The sequence below is a fragment of the Caballeronia sp. GAFFF1 genome (assembly GCF_023630705.1).
In the GTDB taxonomy this organism is placed as follows: Bacteria; Pseudomonadota; Gammaproteobacteria; order Burkholderiales; family Burkholderiaceae; genus Caballeronia.
Genome location: NZ_JALQEM010000039.1, coordinates 1 through 23,738 on the forward strand (window position 1 = coordinate 1; position 23,738 = coordinate 23,738).

The following is a 23,738-nucleotide window of genomic DNA, read 5'->3' on the forward strand; positions in this document are numbered from 1 at the left end:
GTTCTGAATCAGATCGAGCATGGGCAACAGGATCTGACTGTTCTCGGCAAAACAGGCACGCAGTCCTTCCGGGTCCTGCTTGGGCACCACGTGCAACGGCGCGCTGGCGCTTTGGGCCTTCTTCTTGGTACGCTTCATAAGGCGGTTCTCCTTGGTTCCCTGTCCGGGAAGTTGGTCGTCGAAACCCGATTCTCTCGGATTTCCAACGGGGAACCGCCGCCTTCAACCTTCAACTACGCCCGGGACATTGCCGATACGACGTGCAAAGATTCACATAGGGGCGAGCGTGCCCGGGACGCCGCGCACGGATGTCGGCCAGTCGCTCGCTAAAAGCGCCCGTACCCGCGCGCGGTTTCAGTCATATGATTCTGCCAATGACCGTACTAAAAGATGTAGTGCACTAGTGCGGCAGTTGTTCTGCGACCTTTGCAACACCCGCTGCCGCACATACCTCGTCTTTATCTCCGCCAGGCGCGCCTCCGATGCCAAGAGCCCCCACAATTCGGCCATTGACCTTAAAGGCGACCGCACCCGGCAAGGCCATCACGTTGTGAACGGTCGCAAGCTGCGGCGCGAACGGGTTTGTTTTGACAAGCTCAAAGAAGCCGCTTGAACGGTCAAAGTCGAACTCAGGACCCAGCGTGACCACCGTAAACGCCTTCCGAAAGCTCGACTCCCCCGTATGTACCGTTGCCTTGTCTCCGCGCATCGCCAGTTGAGTAACACCATCCATATCAACGACTGTAGCAGACACCCAGTAATGATTTTCCTCGCATACTCGAATTGCTTCTTGCGCGGCCTCGATTGCTAGCCGCAAAGGCAACGAGTATCGGTTGTATTCCGACACTTCGTTTTCCTCCGCGTTGCCCGTGCGAGCCAGAAACGTCATCACGAAGTACAGTGCAGTCACAAGACATTTCACGTCAATCTCCGCGGTCTTTGCGCAAATGGTCACCTTCATCGGCTTATGCGTTCAAGGATAGCTAGCTGCGAGACCCATTGCAGTCACACTTACGTATGCGGACCTATACCAATGTTCCGTCGACACCAACATCGCTTACCAGTTAAATGGAAGCAAGTGCCGGCTAGCGTGCGAGCGCGCCGTCTGTCGCACGAGATCTTGCTCGAAATGACTAGGCAACACAGGGTCTCAACGCAACCGAGGTCAAAAGCGTTTGTGCTGGCACCGAACCTGGTGCCGCGCACACTCCGGAACTGCGTCTAGCGATGCCGTCGTGAACGAAGAAGGCCAATCGGCTTCTTGTTGCGATAGGGCTGCGCGGCGACAGGATGGTTCGACTTGCTAAGGAGGACGTTTGCACGGCGAAGTCACCTGATAGAAGAGGCCGGCCAAACGGCTACTGGTCGTATTCAGACATGGTTCCGCGCCCCCCGAGTGATGCTTCGATCGGCAAGGAGCGGCTCCTTAAACTAGATAGAAGTCGAGGATACAGAATGCGTCATCACGTCAATATCCAACGCCGTCGCGTTGTCGGAGCGGCCATCGCTATGACGGGCGTCGCGCATACAGGATTAAGTCGAGCCGGGTACGAGACGGTGAACAGCGCTGTAACGGCCGGAACAGGAAATGCCATCGCTACATTCGGCACCATTCAGCAGATCAATGCCGGCGTACTGAACGTGGGCTATGCCGAAGTCGGGCCGCCGGAAGGCCCCGTGGTTTTACTGCTGCACGGTTGGCCATACGATATTCACAGTTACGTGGAAGTTGCTCCACTGCTAGCGGCTGAGGGTTATCGCGTGGTGATTCCGTATTTGCGCGGCTACGGATCGACGCGATTCATTTCTTCGGACACGCCCCGAAATGGCCAGCAAGTCGTGACCGCGTTAGACACTCTCGCGCTTATGGATGCCTTGAAAGTCGACTCGGCTGTGCTAGGCGGCTATGACTGGGGTGCTCGCACTGCTGACATCATTGCTGCGTTGTGGCCGGAACGGGTGAAAGCGCTGGTGTCAGTCAGTGGCTATCTGATCGGCAGCCAGGCGGCAAACATGACGCCACTGCCACCGTCGGCCGAACTGCAATGGTGGTATCAGTACTACTTCGCCACCGACCGCGGAGCACGCGGATATGCGACGAACATCGATGCGTTCAATAAACTTATCTGGAAGCTCGCCTCGCCTAGATGGTCGTTCGACGATGCGACCTACGAACGCTGCGCAACGTCATTTCGTAATCCGGACCATGTTGCAATCGTCATTCACAACTACCGATGGCGACTCGGTCTAGCACCGGGTGAGCCCCGTTATGATGCGCTGGAACGCCGACTAGCGGATGCACCACAGATTGACGTTCCAACTATTACGCTCGAGGGTGATGCCAACGGCGCGCCGCACCCCGAGCCGACGTCTTACAAGAAGAAGTTCGGCGGCAAATATCAGCATAGGACCATCGGCGGCGGTATTGGGCACAACCTGCCTCAGGAGGCACCCGACGCTTTCGCAGAAGCGATAGTGCAAGCGGCGAAGCTATGAGCCCCCGAGAGGACGACACTCCCTGGTGATCCGAAGACGCGGTCACGTTGGCGAGCGCGGCGCTATTTAAGAGGAGCGCATTCATGGACACCGACTGGAAAGGCGCAGACCCTTGGGCACAGATAATTGTCACGCTGCGGGGACGATCGTACAAAGCCAACCTCAGCCCCGCTATACGCGGGTATCAACATAAGGTGACCACAACAGATACACAAACGTGGCGGCGCGCGCTCAATGTACGATTGATCGAACGCCTGGATTCCACGACAGTGGTCGTAAGCTGGCAAGACGCAACGCGTTGTCATTACGGCGACCAAACTTGGAAAATGTCTCGGGCACGATGCCATGGAGTATGTGCCATGAGCGGCCAGCCTATCGCGCCGCGCGATTACGTCTATCGGCCTAGCAGACGAACGGCCGTGTGTAATTCGCACGCGATGATTCTCGCATCGGTGCTTGAAAGCGAGGTGCCGATATGAAAGCGGCACGCGCCGTGCGTTACTGTGCGCAATTGCGGTACATCCGGTCGAAACCAACATCGCCAATGCATTTACTACGCGCGGACTGAATGCCGCAGGCCCGACGATCTCCGTGCTTATCGGAGCAGCATATAAGGCGTGGCCGCTGACACATTTGCGTGACCGCTATGTCTTCGCGAGAATTACCGTTTACTCGCCACAAGGGTGGCTTCGAGCTATACCGCCTTGGAGCGTCGCCCTCTAGTGATTCTCGCTCACCCACTACGGCGCGAATACTTTTTGCGCTTTCGCCGAAGGGAAGGCGTCATGAAAGTCGCTACAAACTCGCTGCACAGTGCGGTCGATAAATGGCTCGCCCCAACCGTGACGCATCCTGCGCGGGTTGCTCAACTCTGCCGCAGGCACACCGGTACGCGCTATGTTCGCATAGAAACCTGGCATCACGATACCCTAATCTCGATCATTTTCTTTCGCCACGAGGACGGTACGTGGAACGTCTTCCCGCCCCAGGCAAACCGTCCGTCGATGAGCCCAGTGGGGCTTGCCGCCTGAATCATGCGGGGCGCCACCATGCAAACTCGGCTGCCGGCACTGTACCGTCAATCTCCACTGCCCGGTGCCAGGACGTGCAGCGAGTTCTTTGCACCGCCATTTTGTATCGGACGCTATACGTTGGTATGAGCTTCTAGGATGGCGCGTCCCGGGAGCGCCTATAGTGCTCTTACGCCGGACTCTTTAGGGAACGTTGGAGCGTAATGGCGAAAGTGATGCCGGCGACGAAGGATTACCGCGTAAGTCCGCGTGGACCTCAATAACATCATCGGATGGAATCATGAGCCTGCACAACGGCGATGCACAAGTTCGCATCGACTACATCAGCCCGTCCCATTGGCGGGTCATTTTCGATCATCCACCGTTCAATATTTTTGGGCCCGATACAATTCCGAAGCTCAACGCTGTGGTGACATCAATGGAAACCGATCCGTATGTGAAGGTCGTGGTCTTCGAGAGCGCGGTCGCTGGCTTTTTCATGACTCACTATGACTTCGTTCCGCCGTTAGAGGCGACTACGGAATTAGCGAATGGCCCCACGGGCTTGCCGCCGTTGCCGGATATGCTCGCCCGGATCGGCCGCGCGCCGGTGATATCAATTGCAAAAATCCGAGGTCGGGCGTCGGGGGTAGGCAGTGAACTAGCGCTCGCAAGCGACATGCGCTTTGCAAGCAACGAAGGAGCACTACTGTCGCAATGGGAAATCGGTGTCGGTCTTGTGCCGGGCGGCGGACCCATGACGCGTCTATCGCACTTGATCGGACGGGGCCGCGCAATGGAGGTACTGACAAGTGGGAACGATATCGACGGTGCACTGGCCGAGCGGTATGGCTACGTGAACAGATCGTTCCCGGACGGCGAACTTGACGCGTTTGTCGATAGTATAGCTACGCGCATCGCTTCATTCGATAAGCACTCTCTTAGCGTAATAAAGCAGCACGTCAACGCCGCTACGCTACCACCGGATTCAGCGCTTGCGTCCGAATGGGACGCGTTCATCACCTCCGTCGGCCGTCCGGTGGCGCAGGAGAAGATTGGTCGACTGATGGAGCTGGGGTTGCAAGAAAGTGGCGACGTCGAAGCGCGGCTTGGCTACCACACAGCTACGCTGTGGCGTTAGCAGGCGCGGCACCGACCGCCGTAAACACTATGCGCTGACCCTGGGCACCGCTGAAGGGCCATATGCGTCGAAAGACATGTGGACGTGCTCGTTAAAGCAGGATCGCTAATTTGTGCCACTAGCCCCGGTGCATGACGGTGCCCTAGGCACTCGGCTGTCAGGTTGACCACTTGAGCAACACCTCTACCTTGTTGATGTGTGACCCAATGGGGCATTACATACTCCTACATAGTAAGGTGAATCATGGGCAGGAATCTTTTTTTCGTGGCGGCCTCCGCAGCAGCCTTCATGGCGCTATCTGTGCGAGCGCAGGACGCAACGCATGTTGAGGGGTCGTTATCCCAGGGCAATCCCAGCGCCAACCCTACCGCCAATGCATCCGGTTACGGTGGCAATCGCGCCCAGTCAGAACTTGGGGCTAGCCACAGAGAGGTTCGCAGTCAACCGCCCGCGTGCGCAGGCCCGGCATCGTTTTGCAATATCTACAAGGGCGGTCAATAGCTCGTGCGACGTTGAGTTGAGGGTTCTCCTGCCGACCGCGGTGCTCACCTAACGAGAGCCCTTGCATCAAGAGCCGATAGGAGAGACGCCATCGCTCCGTACGCAGTAGGGGAGCGGTGCGACTCGTCCGCTGTTGTACTTTTGTGACGGCCGACTCTACTCAAATAGCCGAGCGTTCGGGCGCTTTCGCGGCCGTACCCCGGCGTCAGAGACTGGCTGCCCCTGACTGAGTAGCGCAAGCTTGGAGCGCCGCTTCGCTCTTGCTGCTTGGGCTTTAGCAATGGTGTCGTCGAGAGAAACGCGCAAAAAGGGAACTCGCTATGTCGCAAGTTTGCTACCAATGGATCGAAGTTGATGGGCTGTCTATCTTCTATCGCGAAGCCGGGCGCGATCATTGTCAGGCCGTGCTTCTCTTACACGGCTTCCCGTCGTCTTCACGCATGTTCGAGCCGCTTCTAAGAACGCTAGGCGATGAATTCCGCCTGATCGCACCGGACTATCCAGGGTTCGGTCACAGCGACGCCCCGGGCCCGGACACATTCGCATATACGTTTGATTGCCTAGCGGAGATCATGAATCGATTCGTGGAAGCATTGGGGCTGGAGTCGTACGCGATCTACATGCAAGACTATGGCGGCCCTGTAGGGTTCCGCCTTGCACTTGCACACCCGGAACGCGTCGAGTCTCTGATTATTCAGAACGCCGTGGCGCATGTGTCGGGGCTCGGCCCTCTTTGGGAAACGCGCCGCGCCTTCTGGGCCAACCGGGAAAAGCATCAGGCAGCAGTAGAACAGAATCTGATGTCACTCGAGGCTGCAAAAGAGCGCCACGTAGGCGCGAGCCCCAACCCAGCTTTCTATGATCCGGACCTCTGGACCGATGAGTATGCGTTTCTCTCACGTCCGGGTCAACGCGAGATACAAAGCGATCTCTTCCACGACTACCAGACGAACGTGGCCTCGTACCCACGGTGGCAGGCGTGGCTGCGTATCCACCAACCGCTTACCCTCGTGGTGTGGGGCCGCTACGACCCCTCCTTCTTGCCGAGCGAAGCGGACGCATATCGCGCTGACGTTCCGCATGCTGAGGTGCATTTGCTTGACGCCGGGCACTTCGCACTCGACGAAAAAGCTAGTGAGGTTTGCGTCATTCTCAAGGACTTCCTCAACCGTTCCCGCCGCGCAGTTCCCCCTGAGGGCAGCTAGACCATTGTTTTCGGACCGATACTCATGGCGCGCGCAACTATACGTGGCGACAATTGAAGGCTACCGCGCGCGCGTATCTAATAAAAACTCATCGTGCTACGTTCGTCAGCTTTCGTAGATCTTCACCGACAGGAGCCAAACATGAGACCGCGTGCGTTCTACTTTACTGTTGCAACCGTGACCGCGCTAAGCAGCGCCATCCTAGGCGGTATGCAGACAGCATCAGCCGAGAATTCAACGTCCGTCAGCAGCGAAGGAAATAGCAAGGCGGCGGCGCGCGCTGAAAATCGCGCTCTAGGTCATGCAGTCCGTCGTTCTTTAACAAAGGTTAAGGGATTAGATTCCTCCCGGATTAATGTTCTGGCGCATGGCAGCACCGTAACGCTCGCTGGTAGCGCACCGGATCAGTCCCAGATCACATCTGCAGCCGCTGCGGCAGCGAAAGTGTCGGGCGTCAGTCGAGTGGACAACCGGCTAGCGATCAATGAGCCCGGCCACTGAAGGTCTAGTCGCGACCTGCGCCGTGATCGACGTTACAGCAAACGACCGTGGCACGCTTTCCTTGCGCAGGCCCCGCGCGATTGAGGGAACTTGCATGGGTGGCGCCATTTCTCCGCAACGGCGATTTGGTTGCGCCGCTCGGACCGGGGGGCTGTGGTTCGTATTGTCGCCGGCCCACGGCTCGATCACCGCCAGAACAATGGCCGGATAACCTTAGGAGGAGAGATGTACGACAGTGCGAAGAAAACCGAAATTGGAGAACCTGTGTCATTGTCTCCCGAAGCGTACGAAATGAAACTCGAGATCGTCGTGATTCCGGTATCAGACGTAAATCGGTCGAAGAAATTCTATCGAGATCTAGGGTGGCGCCTGGACTTCGATTTCACGGATGACGACGGTTACAGCGTCATTCAGTTCACGCCTCCCGGCTCCGCCTGCTCCGTAATATTTGGTACCAACGTGACCATGGCGTCCCCCGGGAATGCGCAAGGTCTCTACCTCATTGTTTCCGACCTTGACGCGGTGCGTGCGGATTTGCTGCGTCGTGGCGTCCAAGTCGGTGAGGCGTTCCACGACGCAGGTGGCGTGTTCCACCACGCGGACGGGAAGGATAGAGTCACTGGCATAAACCCACAGCGAAAAAGCTATGCGTCGTTCTCGTCATTTAGCGATCCAGACGGTAACCGCTGGACCTTGCAAGAGGTGACCGCGCGATTGTCAGCCGATGTCGAATTGGGCGATGCACGCTTCACTACTCAGGTCTTGAAAGCTCTGCACGGAGCGATGGCTTAGCGCGAACCGCACAATCAATCGGATAACGACGACGAGCAGGCAGGGACAGTGAGCCACGTATATCCGCTCATGCGGTTTTACGTTCGCACCTTCCAATGTCCATCGCTGCGCCGTCCCATGCAACCACTTAGATAGCGGGAGACTCACGTGCCTACTGTAGACCTTCCCAATACGCCGACGCGCCGACGTTTCATTGGTTTCACGGCGCTAGCGATGTTGGCCGGTTCATCCAGCCCATTTGCGACAGCCGATACCAGCGTCAGTGACATCGCACAGGTAAGTGGCGGTGGTGACGGCGCGGTGAGGACGCTGCGGATTGACGTGCCCGAGTCTGCACTCGTCGACCTGAGACGGCGAATCAACGCGACCAGATGGCCCACGAAGGAGACGGTGAGCGACGCAACACAAGGCGTGCAATTAGCGACTATGAAGCGGATCGCTACTTCTTGGAGCACCACATACGACTGGCGGATCATGGAGGCCAGACTGAACGCGCTACCGCAATTCATCACCGAGATCGACGGACTGGACATCCATTTCATCCACGTCCGCTCCCGGCATCCGGACGCTCTGCCGATTATCATTACTCACGGATGGCCGGGGTCGATCATCGAGCAACTGAAGGTTATCGATCCGCTCACGAATCCGACCGCGCATGGTGGTGAGTTGCAAGAGGCTTTTGATGTTGTTATCCCATCGCTTCCTGGCTACGGTTTTTCAGGCAAGCCCCTAAGCACGGGCTGGGATCCCGCACGTATCGCACGGGCATGGGTTCAGCTCATGCAGCGCCTTGGATATACGCAATATGTTGCGCAGGGCGGTGATTGGGGGAATGCTGTTACGGAGCAAATGGCATTGTTGTCGCCTCCTGGACTGCTCGCCATCCACACCAACATGCCAGCGACTGTGCCAAACGATATCGCAAACACGCTAAAGAACGGCGAACCGGCGCCAGCAAGCCTTTCTGCCGAGGAACGACATGCTTTCGAACAGTTAGACTTCTTCTACAAGCACGGCCTCGGCTATGCACTCGAAATGGCCAACCGTCCACAGACTCTATACGCAATCGAAGACTCACCTATCGGTATGGCTGCGTGGATGCTCGATCACGATGCAAGGAGCCAAGCACTGATTGCACGTGTCTTCGAGGGTCAGGCAGAAGGATTGACACAGAGCGACGTGCTCGACAACGCGACGCTTTACTGGCTGACGGGCACCAGCATATCCTCAGCGCGACTCTATTGGGAGAACAAGTTGAACTTCTTCGAGCCCAAGCACGTTCCGATTCCGGTTGCCGTGAGTGTCTTCCCTGATGAGATCTACGCAGCTCCGAAGAGTTGGACGGAGCGGGCCTATCCACGGCTTCTCCGTTACAACAAGCTTCCAAAGGGTGGCCACTTCGCGGCGTGGGAACAGCCACAAGTATTTACACAAGAGCTCAGGGCAAGTTTTCGGTCGGTGCGGTAGGTACGTAGTGTTTTCGAGGAAAGCGGTCGTGAGCCGAATGATACAAGCGCGGCGCCGAGGGAACCTACGCCGAGGCCAAAGGCGCCTGCTGATCTCCATCGATGACCGATGAGAGTTGCACGGACGCAATCGTCGTCATTCCTTGCTCGGCTTCTTATCGCCGGCTCATTCTTTTGGAGGGTTGTGGCAATGCTCAGCGGACCAACGAGAGGCGCTCCTAATTCGCGACCTACGGATGGCGAAAGCCCAGGGAAAACGTAGTTTTCGCCGCCCGGGCCCGCCGGATCACCGTCGGTTGGGTCTACCCGACATTGCTTGAGCGAGCAACTGACCAAGCCCGACCGAGAAGTTGGTCGGTGGTGAGTGCCCTAGAAGCATCTTTCCTCCGGAGGCGGCCACGCCGCCTTTCGCGTCTCGACACAAGACAAGACAAGACAAGACAACTGTAATTGTTCGTGGGGCAAGCGCTTGGAGCGTCACGTTATTACTCGACGCTCGTCCTCGATGGCGTCGATCCATGCATTGAGGCGCGGTCGCATTGTTAGTCGCGCGAGCACTACCACGGACTGTTTGGCTGGCGAAGCACTTGTGACTGACGCGCACAACTGTTTATCCCTTCAAGGTATGCGAATCTGCCTCGATTGACCTTAAATTCCTCGCTCACAACTGATTTGGTGTCGTATCCCCGGGAATCGAGTTCATCCCTGCCGCGTTGAAGTCGTCTTCTTCCGTCGGACGAGGCTGAGCGGATCGTGCAACGCGCACGCAGAATACCGTTGCTAGATGATGAGACCAAGCTTCCGCGATCGAACCGTGAGCTCCAGTTTGCAGATGACGGAGGGTTCCCTTGAGCTGATCGAGCACACTACCGGCGACGTCCGACTGCCACGACAAGTTGAAACAATGGTGGAGCGACTATGCAGCGTCAATTCAAAGACCTCCTACTAGGCAGCATCGAACTCTTTTGCCTGGCGGCTGAACTCGAAAGCTTCACGCTGGCCGCAATGGCTGCCACCGTGACTCCCGCCGCGGTCAGCCGTTCGGTAGCGCGTCTCGAGAGGCGGCTTCGCGTGCGCCTTTTCGTTCGCAGCACAAGGCAGGTCCGGCTGACAGACCCCGGCAGACGTTACTTTGAACAATGCAGGCAAGCTCTGCGGCAACTCGCGGATGCTGAGCTAGAAGTGACCGGCCAACAAACATCGCAATCTGGGTTATTGCGGATAAGCATGCCGACGCCGTATGGCCACTACCGTGTGCTGCCTTTGCTGGCGGAGTTCCGCGCTCGCTATCCGGGCGTCACTGTCGAAGCTCATCTAAGCAACCGGAACATTGACTTCGCCGACGAAGGCTTTGACTTAGCGATCAGAGGTCGCGCGCCGGCCGACTCCAATTTGATCGCGCGTAAGATAGAGGACGCGGAACTGGTCGTCGTTGCGGCACCACAGTATCTCCGGGAAGCTGCCAAACTCGAAACGCCTGAGGACCTGGTTCATCACGATTGCATCCAGTATGCGCTGCCGAGCAGCGGTCGGAACCTGCCGTGGTTGTTCGAATTGGATGGGCAGGTGACCCAGGCGATCACACGCGGTGGCTATGGAACGTCTGGCGACGTGCTCGCGGGACTTACGCTTGCACGTGAGGGAGCCGGTGTTTTTCAGACATATCGATTCGTCGTTGAAAGAGATCTTGCCGATGGCACACTGAAAGAACTGCTTATTCCCTACGGTGGATGTTCAAGACCATTCTTGCTGCTTTATCCACATGCGCAACACGTCTCGTCGCGGGTGCGGACATTCATCGACTTTCTCATGGAGAGACTGGAGCAGCGAAAAGCAACTTCGTTGTCTCGCTAGCCATCGCCGCGTTGTTGCGACCTTATCAGCACCAATGATGAACCGCGCCGGGAATGGTCGGGGCTGGTCGCGGAACTGATCTTGACGCGTCCTGCACGGTTTTGGTAATCCGACGGGGGACCCGCAAGACAAGACACTGGTATCGTGATGCCAGTCAACGAAGCTCTTAGCAATTGAGGGGGTGGTAGCCCCGTCTGCGCGAAAGACGGGCACGTGCGCCGCCCCACCTTGATAGCGCGCTAGGTCAAGCAGTGGCGTTGTGTGCGACATCTGAGATGTCGCGATGTCGCAATCCCGTCTTACCGATCACCGCCGCAATCGATCCGACGGCTGCGAGACGGACTACGCTCACTGCGGCGCTCGCACATCAGCTATACATGCACCTCCGCAAACCTCCGGCGAAACTCGGTAATTCCTTGCGAAAGTACTCCGTTGTCTCGAGATTGCAGCTGCGCAGTCGCCCGTGCCGCTTCCATGGTTCTATCCCCTGACCATACGTCGCCCCCGGCGTCTAAGTGATAGGCCTGTCGTGTAACAATAGATGTTCAGCTCGATGCGTTCATAGCTTCGACCGAAAGCTGTATCGTCGTCGCATGTCACTGTGTCGCCGTGAAGCCATCGGCGGCAATCAAATGGACGTTGCGCGAGTAAAACATGAGATTGATATACGTTGGCGATCCGATGTGTTCTTGGTGCTATGGGTTCGGAAAGGAGCTTTCCGAATTGCTGAAACGTCGCAGAGATCTTGAGATCGAAATTGTCGTAGGCGGAGTTAGCGCGGGAACGACGGAAGTCCTGAGTGACACGGAAAGGCAGTTCCGGCTGCAGCACTGGAGCCGCGTTGAAGCGCTGAGCGGTCTCCCTTTTGATCGCGCCGCCTTCGTGGCGCGTCAACTATTCATCTACGATACTGAACCGGTGTGTCGCGCCGTAGTCACCGCTCGTCGGCTCATTGGGAACGAGGGCTTGCTAAATGTCTTTCGCGCTCTGCAGCACGCGTTCTACGCGAAGGGTCAAGATACGACAAACGAGGAGATTTTAGCTGAGGTCGCGGTCGGGGCTCTGTCGGCCGCTGGCGCAAGAGTCCGCGCAAGTGACTTTCTCGAAGATTGGGCATCTTCGCAGTCGAGACGGCAGACTCAGAGCGATTTCGCCGTCGCCCGCGCGCTTGGTGTCAGGTCGTTTCCGACGTTGCTGCTGGAGGGGCGAAACTATCCGGTCACCGTTAGTTCTGGATACGCGCCTGCGAATGAACTCCAACGGCGCCTCGAACAAATCGAACCTCAAGCAGCCTGAAGTCGAGCGGCGACCAAGGCGGCCAATGGGCGGCGCTCCGTATCGACCCACCAAGGAATATCAACTGGCCACCTAATACGGTTGTATCCTCGAAACACAGTTCGGGCTCCCACGACCTTACATCAACCATAGGTTTGGTGACTCACAGTAATCTTCAACGAATGCGACTATGCAGGTTACTCTGATTGACGACGACGAAGCAGTACGCGGGTCTCTCGCGAGTCTGCTGCGGGCTGTCGGACACGCTGTATCCGTTTTTGCCTCAGCAGAGGCGTTCCTCGCAAGCGACGGTGTTGAGGTGCCTGACTGTTTGATACTTGATGTCAACATGCCGAACATGAGTGGGCCGGACTTGTTTGAACGAATGAAGGGCCTCGGCAGTACCGTCCCCGTCCTGTTCATCACGGCTAGCAAAGACGACGCACTGAGAAGTCGACTACTCAGTGTCGGAGCGAAAGGTTGCCTATTCAAGCCATTTAATGATGAAGCACTCCTCTGCGCTTTGCAGGCGGCCGCGCGCGGAATCTAGGGATGCGAGCGCTTTTGAACGGCTTCCTCGCCCCTTAGCGTACGGTGGTGGTCTCAAGTGTGTTCAAGAGAGGAACGGCAGAATAGTTGCGATCTATCAGAGAACTCGGGCTTCGTCCGAACAGTTACACGGCGGCTCGACGTCTCATTTCGGCAGCCGCCTTTATGTCGACTTCTTTGCTCTCTGCTGGCGGTACGTTAAAGCAGGTAGGCCTCCCCAACCCCAGTTCTGAGGGTCGACCTCCTCAATTACTACGAACGTCGAGTCGAGCGGCTTTTGCAAGATACGCAGCAAAGCGTCGCTGACCTCCTTGATCAGTCTAGCCTTTTCGTCGGCCGTTATCGATGTCGCACCGGCCGTAGTGCCCTCACGGGTAAGCTGGATCGTCACAATGGGCATGTTGTCCCCCGGGCCAAAGTTCGTGATGGTGGTGCTTCCTTTTTCCATACGGATCACTTTAGTGCCCAGCGCTTTGCCCGCCATCAACGTGCAATATCTCCCCGGTGACAAAAGGCGCAGCATCAAGGTACAGCACGCCATCGACCACATCACTCATCGCGCCTATATGACCCAGAGGGTGTAATGCGCCAAGCGATGCGTGAGTTTCTGTTGCATGCATGGGGGACGCAATGACGCCTGGAGAAACAGCGTTCACCCGGATCCCCCGCTTTGCATATTCGATCGCAAGGGACTTCGTCGCGGCGTTCAACCCACCCTTCGTAAGCGAGGCCAGTACCGAAGGAACACCGTCGATGGCGTGGTCGATCAAGCTGGTCGTGATTGAGACGACATGCCCACTGGATCGCGACTCCATCTCTGCAATCGCTAGTTGGGTGATGTAAAAAAAACCTGCTAGGTTGACGGCGGTCATGACTGCGTAGTCTTCGGCCGTGTAATCTGTGAATGGCTTAGAAATGAAGATGCCAGCGTTGTTGACGAGTGTATCAATGCGACCAAAGCGTGCTACCCCGGCCGAGATAACCCGTCGCGCCGTGGTAGGATCAGTGATGTCTCCTGCGATTGCTACAATGTTCGAATCGTCAACGGGCTTGATTGACCGGGCCGTCGCAACAACGATATGGTCCCGCGCACGGAACGCTTTGACAAGTTCGGCGCCGATGCCTTGCGATGCTCCGGTTACGATGACTACTTTCGTTGATCCACTCATAGTTTAGGCTCCGAATCGGTGAGTAGATACAGTGATCAGGGTCGGTCACTTCAGGATGCCTCAATCTCCTAGTGCGTGGAGTCGCCTGTTCGAACAACATTCCGTGTCAGGCTTTGTATTCTCTTAGAGAATCGACACGGTTTTCAAAGCAAACCACGAGTATTGACGCCCGCGTTACCACGGGAACGCGTGTGGACTTCAAAATTCGAAACTCCGTGTATTGCCCTCCGCTGCACACAGCATATCCATCGCCGTCCGCGACCTTGATACGGCCTACAAATGCTTCAGAAGCTCACGCGCCGTCGGCCCGGATGAGGCCGGATTTTGTCCTGTTATCAGCCGCCCATCGGCCACGGTCAGGACCTCCCAGTTGGCCACTTTTTCGAAATGGCCGCCCAGACGCTTGAGTTCGTCCTCGACGAGAAAGGGCATAACCTCGGTGAGGTTGACGGCTTCTTCTTCCTCGTTAGTGAATCCGGTAACCCGCTTGCCCCTGACAAGCGGTTCCCCGTTGTACATCGTCTTCCGAAAGACGCAAGGACCGTGACAGACGGCTGCGACCGGCTTTCCGGCGTTGTACATCTTCTCGATTAGTGCGATCGAAATCTCATCGTTCGTGAGGTCCCACATCGGGCCATGCCCTCCAGCGTAAAAGACTGTGTCGTAGTCGTCCGGGTTGACGTCTGCGAGTTTGACGCTCGTGCCTAGGACCTTCTGCGTCGCTGGATCGCTCTTGAACCTCAGCATTGTGTCTGTCTGATTGTCTGGGTCATCGCTTCTAGGATCGATCGGTGCAGCGCCGCCCTTAGGCGAAGCAACGGTGACCTGCGCGCCCGCATCTGTGAACGCATAGTAGGGAGCGGTGAACTCCTCGAGCCAAAAGCCGGTCGGCCTACCGGTGTTTCCAAGTTTGTTGTGCGAGGTTAGAACCAAGAGGATCTTCATCGACATTCTCCGGTGATCGGTATTACGAGCACGCAACGTTGCAAGGCGATCTTCAAGGCACTTGGCGACAAAAGATGCAGCCGCCGGCCGATGTACGCCGCCCGAAGTACGAGACGGCAGTGCCGAGTTAAGGAATTCAGAATCACGCACCGCCGTGGCTCGACCGTTTGGATTAAACACCTGGACCGGCTCCAGCGCCAGCAGTCGATGGTATGAGAGACTATGCGAACGTATAGGCGGGTTCTTATCGTGCCACACATAGCGTCGCATTGAACTAACGCAGTTTTGCTAGCCGCAACAGAAAGTTGCACGCACGGAATCGTGCAGGCCTAAACTGTCGAGACAACGCAGCCACGAGAAATAACGGGCATTCACGATAAGTTGCGTGCGATACGTCTGGTACTCCAAGAGCGTAGCAAACATTCCACCAAAGTCAGCGGCGATCGAATCAGTTTCACCAATGATTGGCTTAGCGCAGCAGACGCCGCACGATAGAGTCGAGCGTAGATTACTGCAAGAAACCGCGAAGGGCTACCAACAGACGACGCGAGCGCCTCAAGGCTTCTGAGACGATGTGAAGAAGCTACGTCGCGCCAACCAGATGATCGAGGTCGCGGGCGCATTCTTTCCCAAGGGCTAGCGCGCCCGCCCTCGCAAGTCTAGATTAGCTCCCTGACCACGAGGCCGTTATGATCGAAATTGCGGCAAGGTGCTTTCATGAGAAAACTTAGCAGGTGCGTCGTTGGGATGCCTAACGTGTCGACGCACTACGTGTTGCACCTGCGAGTATCAACGACAAATCAACTAGATCCCTCGCGATGATATCAATGTACTGCTCAGGAGCCCGGTCGGCAACGCCTGTTCCAAGCTCCAGTGGTCGAGGAACATATGCGGTTTTGAAGCCCTCACGTTTTGATGCTTGAAGGTCCCACTTATGCGCTGACACCATCAGCAGTTCGTCGGGCCTAAACCCTGTGTACTTAACGGCCGATTGGTAGACGCGCGGATCCGGTTTGTAGGCTTGACTTAGTTCACCGGTCAGAATCTCGTCGAACCGCAATCCATTACGCTTCACGAGCGCAGTCATTTGTGACATTGAGGCGTTCGTGAGGGTGCACACAGTGAACTTGCGACCAAGAGCTGAAATACCTTCTGCTGCGTCGGGCCATGCAACCATTTCTGCCCAAACTCCCATCAGCTTATCGATATTCGCGCCGGAGAAACGGTCTCTGAGCCCGCCGGTAGCGAGGATGGACATTAATGCCTCGCGGTAGACGTCGGAATTCGGAATCCATTGCCTGCGACCGGCCGAGATGTCAAGAATGATCTCGTGAGCACGGCCACTCCAATCGCCTGGGAGCGATTTGACCCAATCTGTCGTCAATCCCGTATCTTGGCAGATCGAGGTCGCTGCCGCTACCAGAGGACCGTAGAAGTTGAAAACCGTCCCTTGCATGTCGAACGTCAGCGCTTTGATCGACGACGTTGGTGTCATGAGGACCCCACACCCCTTTGCCGGTTTGATGGTGCAAAGCGTGCATGTGGCAACCGCGCACAGCAGCAGCGAGCGTCGTGCCATCCTGACGCCGTCGAGATCGACTCGTATCACGTCCATTCCCAACCCCGCGAAACAAAAATCGTTTATCAGGGCTGAGTCGCCGCCCTCGTAGATCTCAAGAAGCAACTCAGCGCGACGCACTTTAGCCGATTAGATCGTCCGATCTATCATCGCAAGCTCCGCGGCGGTTGCCCAACTGGCCGTCTCCTCGGGGAAGATCGTTCTGAACGGTCCCGTTCGTTCCGGTATAAGCTCTACCATCTTTTCGATCATGTCCTTCGGATCGAGGCGCATCTCCGGCTTATCAAGCAAGGCGTCGGTTTGCGCTTTGTATGATGCACGGCTTGTGAAGTTGATGTCATCGTCGAGCCATCGATATGCAGCTTCAACGCCGCGTTCGTTGAATCCGGTGAAAAACGGTCCAGGATTAATAGTCTGAATTTGTATTCCAAATTCTTTCAACTCCTCTTGCATCGACTCCGCCATCGCTTGCAGCGCGTGTTTGGTTGCACAATATGTTCCAATCATCGCCGGACTAACCAGCGCAACGATCGACGATATGAAGACCACCTTTCCTTTCACTCCGGCGTCTACCCAGCGGCGAATGACCCGCTGACTGAGATCCAAGCAGGAAAACACGTTGACTTCGAAGTTTCGTTTGACAAGCGTTATAGGTATCTCAGCGAGTGGACCATCTTCCGCGATGCCCGCGTTGTTCACCAACACATCGAAGTCGAGCCGCGCGGCATGCGCCAGGTCATACTCATCGAGCATGTTGAGTTTCGTAACTGTGACATTTTGGAGTCGTTGCGCGGTTACCCTGTCGCGCAACGCTGTTACCTGCGGCCACGACTCCGCGGTGGCGATAACCGTGTGTCCTTTTCGCGCCAAGCCGATTGCAGCCCCTTCGCCAAGCCCGGAGCCAGCACCGGTAATCAAGATTTTCCTAGTCATTCTTAGACTCCTTCATCCATGATTGAACAAGAAACTGGTCGTCAGCCGCCGTAGCTGTACGTCCATCGGATGGTCCCTGCTAAAGTCACTGCCGAGAAAATCGTGCTCGCGATAATCGTTGAGTTTGCCTCTCTAGACAGCCGTCCATAGGTGTTGCCGAATAAGATTCCGAAAAACCCAGACGGAAGTGCGGCCATGACAACCGCAAGCTTCGTTACCTCTACTGGAGCCTTTACGGAATGGCAAACAATAAAAGTAACTAGCGGCTGAATGACGTTTGACATACCAACTCCAAGGGTGGTATTGAGAGTCATCCGAAACTTGCTTTCAGAAAGCACGAGGCCAGTCACCATCAAACCCATCCCGCCTGCGGCGATTCCGATCTGGCGTAAAGATGCATCCACAAAAGCAGGTAAGCGCCATCCCAATAACGACACAAGCATACCCATCACGGGTGCAACAACGATGGGTTTAGCCAAAGCGCTTTTGAGGACTCGCGTGGTTAGCCCGGTGCTGCCCTCTCCGTGACCATCTGGGTCTGATCCGCCCCCAAGCTTGGTTGTGCCCTTACGGTATTTGTCCAGTTCAAGAAGCGCTAACGTGAGCGGGGATGGTAGCAACGAGCCTACTGCAATACCGACGGCGACAGTCGAGAGATGAGTTGATCCGAAAAGTGCCGTTATTACGGGGAAAGCGGCGGCAGCATAATTCGGTTGGCCAACGGCCAGTGCCTGCAGAACTGCCTCGCTGCGGTTTTGCCGACGCACGCGACGCTGGTAAACGTACCAGACGGCGAACACGCCCATCATTGTGATTGTCAGAGAAAGTAAGATGGGCCACTGCGCAGCGAGCTCCGACCATTTTGATGTTGCCGTGGCGACGAACAACGATGCAGGAAGGCAGTAACTCATCACCACGGTGTTAAGCTCAGCGATGCGCATGTTGTTGATATGTCGGGTCATACCGGCGCAGTAGCCGAGGAGCATTACGAAGAACGTTGGGGCGAGCGCGAGGGCGAGAACGGAAAGCATCGTGAATCACTAATCGCTGATTGTGCTGATGGCGCGCACGCCGCTTATTCGCAACTACGTCGGCGCCCGCGAATGGGATTTCAATCGTGTGAGTCCGCGGATGGGAACTGTTGATTGCGGCGCACAGCATCCAACTGAGATCGCCTAGTGCCGCGGCGGGCTGACAGGTAGGAGCACCATCTTGAGGAGTCGAGCGCCTCTTTCTTTTCATGGGGGTAGAACTGGCGGATGAGAAAGTGCTGCGCACCTCCCCCGACGACACCTCCAATCAGTGGCGCGACGATCGGTACCCACCAATAGCCGAAGACAGCAGGGAACGCTGAACCATCCCATCCGAGCAGCCACGCAAGAACACGTGGACCAAGATCGCGTGCTGGATTGAGCGGCCAACCTTCCAGGTACCCTGTCGCTGCGCCGATCACGGCAACAATCAGACCAATAACAACAGCTCCAAAGTTAGCTTTCGGTGCCATCGTGTTGAACTCGTCGGTGACCGCGAAAATTCCGAAGACTAGGATGGCTGTAAGAATGACCTGATCGGCGCACGCTTTCAATGCCGTGATCGCAGTCCCAGGGGCCGTAAAGAAGACACCTGCTGCACCACCTTCAGCACGCGTTAGGTGGTGCGTCGCATTGAAATTGTCTATGACCGTATAGTAGAGCGCATAGACGATCGCGGCGCCGATGAAAGCGCCAACAAGCTGCGCAGTCCAATAGGGGAGCACCTTTCGCCATTCGAACCCCCGAAAGACAGCTAACGATAGAGTAACGGCGGGATTCGCATGTGTCCCAGATACGGCCCCCGTCACGTAAATGGCAATGGATGTAGCCATTCCCCACGTCATACAAACTCCCCAATAGGCCGTCTTATAGGGACTCGGCTCGTACAGTAGATACATCCCGGCGACTGAGCAACCGAAAGTGATGATGATCATCATCGCGATAGCTTCGGAAACTAGCTCTCCCACAAGCTCACTGGCACGACCCATGGCTCTGCTCCCAGGAAAACTTCAATCAATAGGCGTTACGACGGTCCTGACTCGCGATGGCGTCAGGACGCCATTCGCCAGAAAGATGAGCAAAGATCTCAGCAGCGAAAATCTCTGGCGCCTCCGTCGGGGAAAAGTGGCCCACCCCCTTCATAAACTTCAGGGAAAAATTCGCCATAAAATCGCTGATTCGATCCGACCACTCCGTTGGAAACAACGGATCGCATTCAGGCCAAAGAACTGACGTCGGTTTCTTTGACCGCGCATTCGCGTCCGGCTTGATTTCAGCGGCATAATCAGAAATTGGATTGCTGTCGGAATCGCGGAACCATGACACACCCGCGGTAAAAGACCCAGGTGCGGCATAAACTTCAACCATGTGTTCTAGTAATTCATCGGTGACCGTCGATCCTGGTCCAGACCAGCCGTCAAGATGGATCTTCAGCAGCGCACGAATACAATCGGCATTCCCGTCGAAAATTTGCTCGACCAAAGGGGTCCTGAAGAAGGTCGCATGCCAGAATGCGTTCACCGCAGCCACCTCCAAGATACGCCTGCCAACGCCCGGAACTGGTGGTGCCAGCACGAGTGCGGAAGCTAGGTCAGGCCGTTCGGTCGCTACCTTTTGCACGGTGAATCCGCCAATGTCATATCCTACGAGCACCGCATCGGTGAGCTCTAGCTCATCCATCAGCGCGATAACCGCTCTAACTTGCCCGTCGCGGGAATAAGCTTTATTCCCTCCCTCAGAATGCTTGTCCGAACGCCCAAATCCTCTTAAGTCAGGAACCACGGTCATGGCACGGGGTGAGACTAAGTTAGAAAGTTTGTCGTATTCGTGACTGTCGCCCGGTGATCCATGAATCATTACGACAGGTGTTCCGCTCCCGCTCTTATGGTAAGCAAGTCGATAACCGTCGGTTTGACGTGTGTAGTTCATCAAGAGCCCCAGATACATAGTTGTGAAATCAATGTTCTATCAACTGGTATGTTTGATCAATTACACCTTCGTTTACGTTCCCATACCAATCTCATAAATGGCGTCCGGCTAAGAAGAAAACGGGGATCTTGACTGCCGCGTGGCGCCGGAATTTATCAACATTCGATTAGTCGTTTGAGTACAGATTTCGGGCGGTGCGCAGCTGTTTGTTTAACTAACGAACTGCACTAGTCAGACGAACGAGCGAACGCTATCGAGGAGGCGGACGGCAGCTCATGTATCCACGCTGTAGGCTGGTGTTGCGTCCAGCAAGCACGGGCGCCGTGGTCTGCTACTTGTTTCGAGAGTCCGCGTAGCGCGAAGTTCTGAGAACACTTCGCAAGCCGCGCGCCGGGTTTAACCGGAAGGTAAGCTTGCGGTCGCGCGCATCATTGGGCTCGGCAACTTGCGAAGATCGGACACCAGGTTCGAATTGATGCCCTCAGACTCCGTGAAGGCTTTCAACATCGGGAATAAAAACGACTGTGCGGATGTTCGAGACAGCACTGCCGGTCGTGAGCGAGGAACGCGGGAGCTTTGGGCGGCAGAAAATCGCACACTGTCCGCCGATCGCCGCGACTACGGCCGCGCGCACCGGCGCGCTCGTCGCATGGTTCTGGAGGAACGGCCCATCACGATCACGGCTACGCACCCTGAGGTTGGATGGACTGATGGACTTGCCGACGGGTGGAAGAGCAACTGACGCAGACGGCGTGGCCCGTCAGCTATGTCCCAGCGACTGACCGCGCCTGACTGCCGGCGCGGCGCGAGGGCGCGCTGCGCCAAAAACCATATAAGCTGACTGGCGCCATTGAATTGGACGAGAAGCTTCAGTTTGCGACTCTTTCATCCTTATGCATGAATTCTCGTAGCCGTCGCAATAGGAGTTCAGGCTGTTCTTCTGCTATCCAGTGCCCGGAATCTTCTATCGGCCGAACTACTACGTCCTCGGCGACCTCGCTTAGCATCTCTTGAGCGACTGGCAGAAAGAAGCTCGCGGTTCCTCCGAGGCCCAAAACCGGCATTCGCAGCTTACCGTTTTGTTGAATGGATCGGATGTTGTCTTCGGCATCCTTCTCAAAGGCACGAAAAAGTTCCAGTCCCGCTCTCATTGCGCCCGGTGCCATGTAGTCCGCGACATATCGTTGTGCTTCAAGCAATGGTATGGCGTCCGGATTGGCGCTTAACTTGCTGTAGAAGGAGCGAAGATAGACATGTTCATGGCCAGCGATAAGGGACTCGGCTGCGTTGTCGGGAGCTCCATGGAAGTGGAAGTGCCAGAGCTTCGCAGTACTGTACCGTGTAGTGGCGAGCACCCGTTCATACGTTCTTGTACCCGGAATAGGCGCCTCCATTAATACAAGACGTTCAACCGCCGAGGGATAAAGGCAAGCAAAGGCATATGCCACCAACATTCAGAGGTCGTGACCCACCAAGGTTACTGGTGTGTCGACGCCTAGGTGCTCGATCAACGCCTTAATGTCGCTGGCCATTGTCTGCTTGTCATAGCCACCGTCCGGCTTCGACGACGAGCCCGCGCCGCGGTAGTCTGGCGCAACTACGAACCACCCTTCGGAGCGCAACGGTTCAATGATATAACGCCACTCCCACCATGTTTGCGGCCAACCGTGCAGCAATACAATCGTGCGGTTTCCACCGCCCTGCCTGCGCGATGTCCCGCTTTTCACGTAGTGAATCCAAACGCCGTCACGTTTCAAGACGTCGTGCTGAAGCTGGTCCATTCTCGGCCTCCCGGTTGTCGTGAGAGCAATATCCGCTGATTCAACCGGGCGCTCAACTATACCTTGGATCCGTCCGTTATACCGAGGAACAGGCTTGCGCTCAAGCTTGCAAAAGGTCGGACGTGGTCATTGAACGCCGGATTCAAACCACCGCGAATCGTCAACCCCCGCGATTACCAAGTTGTCACAGACGTCCTCCAAACTTCGATCTTTGATCTCAGTCTTCGTTTTCGACATATGTCGGCAGGCGGAACGCTAATAGGCCGGCGCCGAGCATAAGTATCGCGATTACCGACAGCGCCATATTCGCCGAGTGAGTGGCGGAGCGAACGGCACCAAATCCAATTAGGCTGACATAGGAGACTAGTGCGGCGATCGAATTGATCAGTCCGATCCCTATCACCGCGGCCTTATCCTTTAGATAGGTAGTGGTGTACGCCCAGAAGACACAGGTGCACGACAGTGCGCCGACGTATGCAAGGGAAAGTCCGGCAATTGCGACCTCAATTTGACGACCAGAACCGCATACGATTGTCAGCCCGCTCGCCCCAACGATGGCCGCCAAAGCGTAGTGCCACCGACGCTCACGCTTCTGATCGGATGAATATCCCCAGTATGTGATTCCAATGGCAGCACAGAGGTACGGAATTGCAGTCACTAGGCCGTTGGTACGGGAGTCCGTGATGCCTAGATCGTGGACGATCTGTGGAAGCCAGAACGAAAAACTACTGTTGGCAATGCCGTTGATAATCTGGAGCGTCACTAAGAGTCTGAACACTGGCGACACGATCGCGTGTCGCCAGCTAACCCGTGGTGTTTGCGCCCGCTGTGGTGAATGCAGGGAGAATGTGTCGTGAATTGCGCGTTTCTCGGACTCAGTTAGCCACGGTGCGTCTTGCGGCGAGTCTTCAAGGTAGAAGTAGGCTATTGCCCCGACTATCACTGACGGAAGACCCTCAAAGAGGAACATCCACTGCCAGCCCCGCAATTTTCCGACATCGCTCATTAGGTGTAGGAGATAACCTGAAATTGGCGCGCCAATTAGTCCTGCAACCGGTATTGCGGCTAGTGATAGAGCCAACATCTTCGCTCGGAGACGAGCTGGAAACCAGAAAGTCAAATAAAGGTAAATTCCCGGGAAAAGCCCGCCTTCCGCGAGTCCGAGCGCGAATCTCAAAAGGTAAAAGTGCGTCGGTGTGACAATAAACATCATCGCGCTGGAAACGAGCCCCCACGAGATCATGATGCGTGAGATCGTTATGCGTGTTCCGAATCGATAAAGCAGCAGATTGCTTGGCACGTCAGCCAATACAAATCCTACGAAAAATGCGCCGGCACCAGCTCCGTAGACCACGTCGGAGAAGCCCAGATCCTGGGAAAAGTAAAGCTTTGCGTAACCAATATTTACCCGGTCTATCATAGCGAGCACGAAAATCAAAAAGAGGAAGGGCATGAGCCGCCAAGCAACCTTTCGAAATATATGGTCCGCCTTCCGGCAAGCAGCGGTTTCACCTACGGCTGCCTCTTGAACGTTATGCTTTTGCATGGGATGCGGGTCTTTGGGCGTTCGGGCAAGACGTC

23 protein-coding genes and 2 pseudogenes are annotated in these 23,738 nt (G+C 56.1%); 12 read left to right on the forward strand and 13 right to left on the reverse strand.

Annotated elements, in window-relative coordinates:
• Both NCR37_RS24080 and NCR37_RS24085 read right to left on the reverse strand, forming a co-directional pair.
• Positions 1-138, reverse strand: a pseudogene (locus NCR37_RS24080) (IS256 family transposase); the annotation flags it as partial.
• Between the two features lie 262 nt (positions 139-400).
• The gene (locus NCR37_RS24085) at positions 401-961 is read right to left on the reverse strand and encodes a GlcG/HbpS family heme-binding protein (RefSeq protein ID WP_250475328.1); all 561 of its coding nucleotides are present in this window, start codon (positions 959-961) and stop codon (positions 401-403) included.
• Positions 962-1,455: 494 nt separating this feature from the next.
• On the opposite strand from NCR37_RS24085, the gene NCR37_RS24090 reads away from it, so the two are divergent.
• The 11 genes from NCR37_RS24090 to NCR37_RS24140 all read left to right on the forward strand — a co-directional run bounded on the left by NCR37_RS24090 (position 1,456) and on the right by NCR37_RS24140 (position 12,791).
• Positions 1,456-2,496, forward strand: coding sequence for an alpha/beta fold hydrolase (locus NCR37_RS24090; protein ID WP_250475329.1), 1,041 nt, complete (start codon positions 1,456-1,458; stop codon positions 2,494-2,496).
• An 83-nt stretch (positions 2,497-2,579) separates the two neighbouring features.
• Complete coding sequence (locus tag NCR37_RS24095) at positions 2,580-2,975, forward strand: DUF3331 domain-containing protein (protein WP_250475330.1); 396 nt, start codon at positions 2,580-2,582, stop codon at positions 2,973-2,975.
• 306 nt (positions 2,976-3,281) lie between these two features.
• On the forward strand, positions 3,282-3,527 hold the full coding sequence (locus NCR37_RS24100; protein WP_250475331.1) for a hypothetical protein: 246 nt from the start codon (positions 3,282-3,284) through the stop codon (positions 3,525-3,527).
• A 280-nt stretch (positions 3,528-3,807) separates the two neighbouring features.
• Positions 3,808-4,647 carry an enoyl-CoA hydratase/isomerase family protein gene (locus NCR37_RS24105; RefSeq protein WP_250475332.1) on the forward strand — a complete coding sequence of 280 codons (840 nt, stop codon included), beginning with the start codon at positions 3,808-3,810 and terminating at the stop codon, positions 4,645-4,647.
• 821 nt (positions 4,648-5,468) lie between these two features.
• Positions 5,469-6,353, forward strand: a complete 885-nt coding sequence (locus tag NCR37_RS24110; RefSeq protein WP_250475333.1) for an alpha/beta fold hydrolase — start codon at positions 5,469-5,471, stop codon at positions 6,351-6,353.
• 210 nt (positions 6,354-6,563) lie between these two features.
• A complete protein-coding gene (locus tag NCR37_RS24115) occupies positions 6,564-6,854 on the forward strand; it encodes a BON domain-containing protein (RefSeq protein ID WP_250475357.1) in 291 nt (96 codons plus the stop codon).
• A 225-nt stretch (positions 6,855-7,079) separates the two neighbouring features.
• The gene (locus tag NCR37_RS24120; protein ID WP_250475334.1) at positions 7,080-7,646 is read left to right on the forward strand and encodes a VOC family protein; all 567 of its coding nucleotides are present in this window, start codon (positions 7,080-7,082) and stop codon (positions 7,644-7,646) included.
• 213 nt (positions 7,647-7,859) lie between these two features.
• Positions 7,860-9,113 (forward strand): epoxide hydrolase family protein, encoded by a 1,254-nt coding sequence (locus tag NCR37_RS24125; protein WP_250475358.1) that lies wholly within the window; start codon positions 7,860-7,862, stop codon positions 9,111-9,113.
• 917 nt (positions 9,114-10,030) lie between these two features.
• Complete coding sequence (locus NCR37_RS24130) at positions 10,031-10,966, forward strand: LysR family transcriptional regulator (RefSeq protein ID WP_250475335.1); 936 nt, start codon at positions 10,031-10,033, stop codon at positions 10,964-10,966.
• Between the two features lie 654 nt (positions 10,967-11,620).
• The gene (locus NCR37_RS24135) at positions 11,621-12,262 is read left to right on the forward strand and encodes a DsbA family protein (protein WP_250475336.1); all 642 of its coding nucleotides are present in this window, start codon (positions 11,621-11,623) and stop codon (positions 12,260-12,262) included.
• Positions 12,263-12,431: 169 nt separating this feature from the next.
• Positions 12,432-12,791, forward strand: a complete 360-nt coding sequence (locus NCR37_RS24140; RefSeq protein WP_250475337.1) for a response regulator transcription factor — start codon at positions 12,432-12,434, stop codon at positions 12,789-12,791.
• Positions 12,792-12,953: 162 nt separating this feature from the next.
• Here the strand turns inward: NCR37_RS24140 and NCR37_RS24145 are convergent, their stop codons facing one another.
• The 8 genes from NCR37_RS24145 to NCR37_RS24180 all read right to left on the reverse strand — a co-directional run bounded on the left by NCR37_RS24145 (position 12,954) and on the right by NCR37_RS24180 (position 20,376).
• A complete protein-coding gene (locus NCR37_RS24145; protein WP_250475359.1) occupies positions 12,954-13,190 on the reverse strand; it encodes a tautomerase family protein in 237 nt (78 codons plus the stop codon).
• A gap of 58 nt (positions 13,191-13,248) precedes the next feature.
• A complete protein-coding gene (locus tag NCR37_RS24150) occupies positions 13,249-13,959 on the reverse strand; it encodes an SDR family NAD(P)-dependent oxidoreductase (RefSeq protein ID WP_250475338.1) in 711 nt (236 codons plus the stop codon).
• Positions 13,960-14,232: 273 nt separating this feature from the next.
• Complete coding sequence (locus NCR37_RS24155; protein ID WP_250475339.1) at positions 14,233-14,904, reverse strand: type 1 glutamine amidotransferase domain-containing protein; 672 nt, start codon at positions 14,902-14,904, stop codon at positions 14,233-14,235.
• A gap of 751 nt (positions 14,905-15,655) precedes the next feature.
• The gene (locus tag NCR37_RS24160; protein WP_250475340.1) at positions 15,656-16,588 is read right to left on the reverse strand and encodes a haloacid dehalogenase type II; all 933 of its coding nucleotides are present in this window, start codon (positions 16,586-16,588) and stop codon (positions 15,656-15,658) included.
• Positions 16,589-16,612: 24 nt separating this feature from the next.
• Positions 16,613-17,416, reverse strand: a complete 804-nt coding sequence (locus tag NCR37_RS24165) for an SDR family oxidoreductase (protein WP_250475341.1) — start codon at positions 17,414-17,416, stop codon at positions 16,613-16,615.
• 41 nt (positions 17,417-17,457) lie between these two features.
• The gene (locus tag NCR37_RS24170) at positions 17,458-18,447 is read right to left on the reverse strand and encodes an AEC family transporter (protein ID WP_250475342.1); all 990 of its coding nucleotides are present in this window, start codon (positions 18,445-18,447) and stop codon (positions 17,458-17,460) included.
• Between the two features lie 80 nt (positions 18,448-18,527).
• Complete coding sequence (locus NCR37_RS24175; protein WP_284507015.1) at positions 18,528-19,436, reverse strand: MIP/aquaporin family protein; 909 nt, start codon at positions 19,434-19,436, stop codon at positions 18,528-18,530.
• A 25-nt stretch (positions 19,437-19,461) separates the two neighbouring features.
• The gene (locus NCR37_RS24180) at positions 19,462-20,376 is read right to left on the reverse strand and encodes an alpha/beta fold hydrolase (protein ID WP_250475344.1); all 915 of its coding nucleotides are present in this window, start codon (positions 20,374-20,376) and stop codon (positions 19,462-19,464) included.
• Positions 20,377-20,745: 369 nt separating this feature from the next.
• Here NCR37_RS24180 and NCR37_RS24185 point away from each other — a divergent pair.
• Positions 20,746-20,914, forward strand: a pseudogene (locus tag NCR37_RS24185) (IS110 family transposase); the annotation flags it as partial.
• 331 nt (positions 20,915-21,245) lie between these two features.
• On the opposite strand, the gene NCR37_RS24190 reads toward NCR37_RS24185, so the two are convergent.
• From NCR37_RS24190 to NCR37_RS24200, 3 genes are all read right to left on the reverse strand, one after another.
• Positions 21,246-21,830, reverse strand: a complete 585-nt coding sequence (locus NCR37_RS24190) for an alpha/beta fold hydrolase (protein WP_250475345.1) — start codon at positions 21,828-21,830, stop codon at positions 21,246-21,248.
• Positions 21,831-22,157 (reverse strand): alpha/beta fold hydrolase, encoded by a 327-nt coding sequence (locus tag NCR37_RS24195; RefSeq protein ID WP_250475346.1) that lies wholly within the window; start codon positions 22,155-22,157, stop codon positions 21,831-21,833.
• Positions 22,158-22,374: 217 nt separating this feature from the next.
• Entirely contained in the window at positions 22,375-23,703 is a 1,329-nt protein-coding gene (locus tag NCR37_RS24200; protein ID WP_250475347.1) for an MFS transporter, read from the reverse strand.
• Positions 23,704-23,738: the final 35 nt, after the last annotated feature.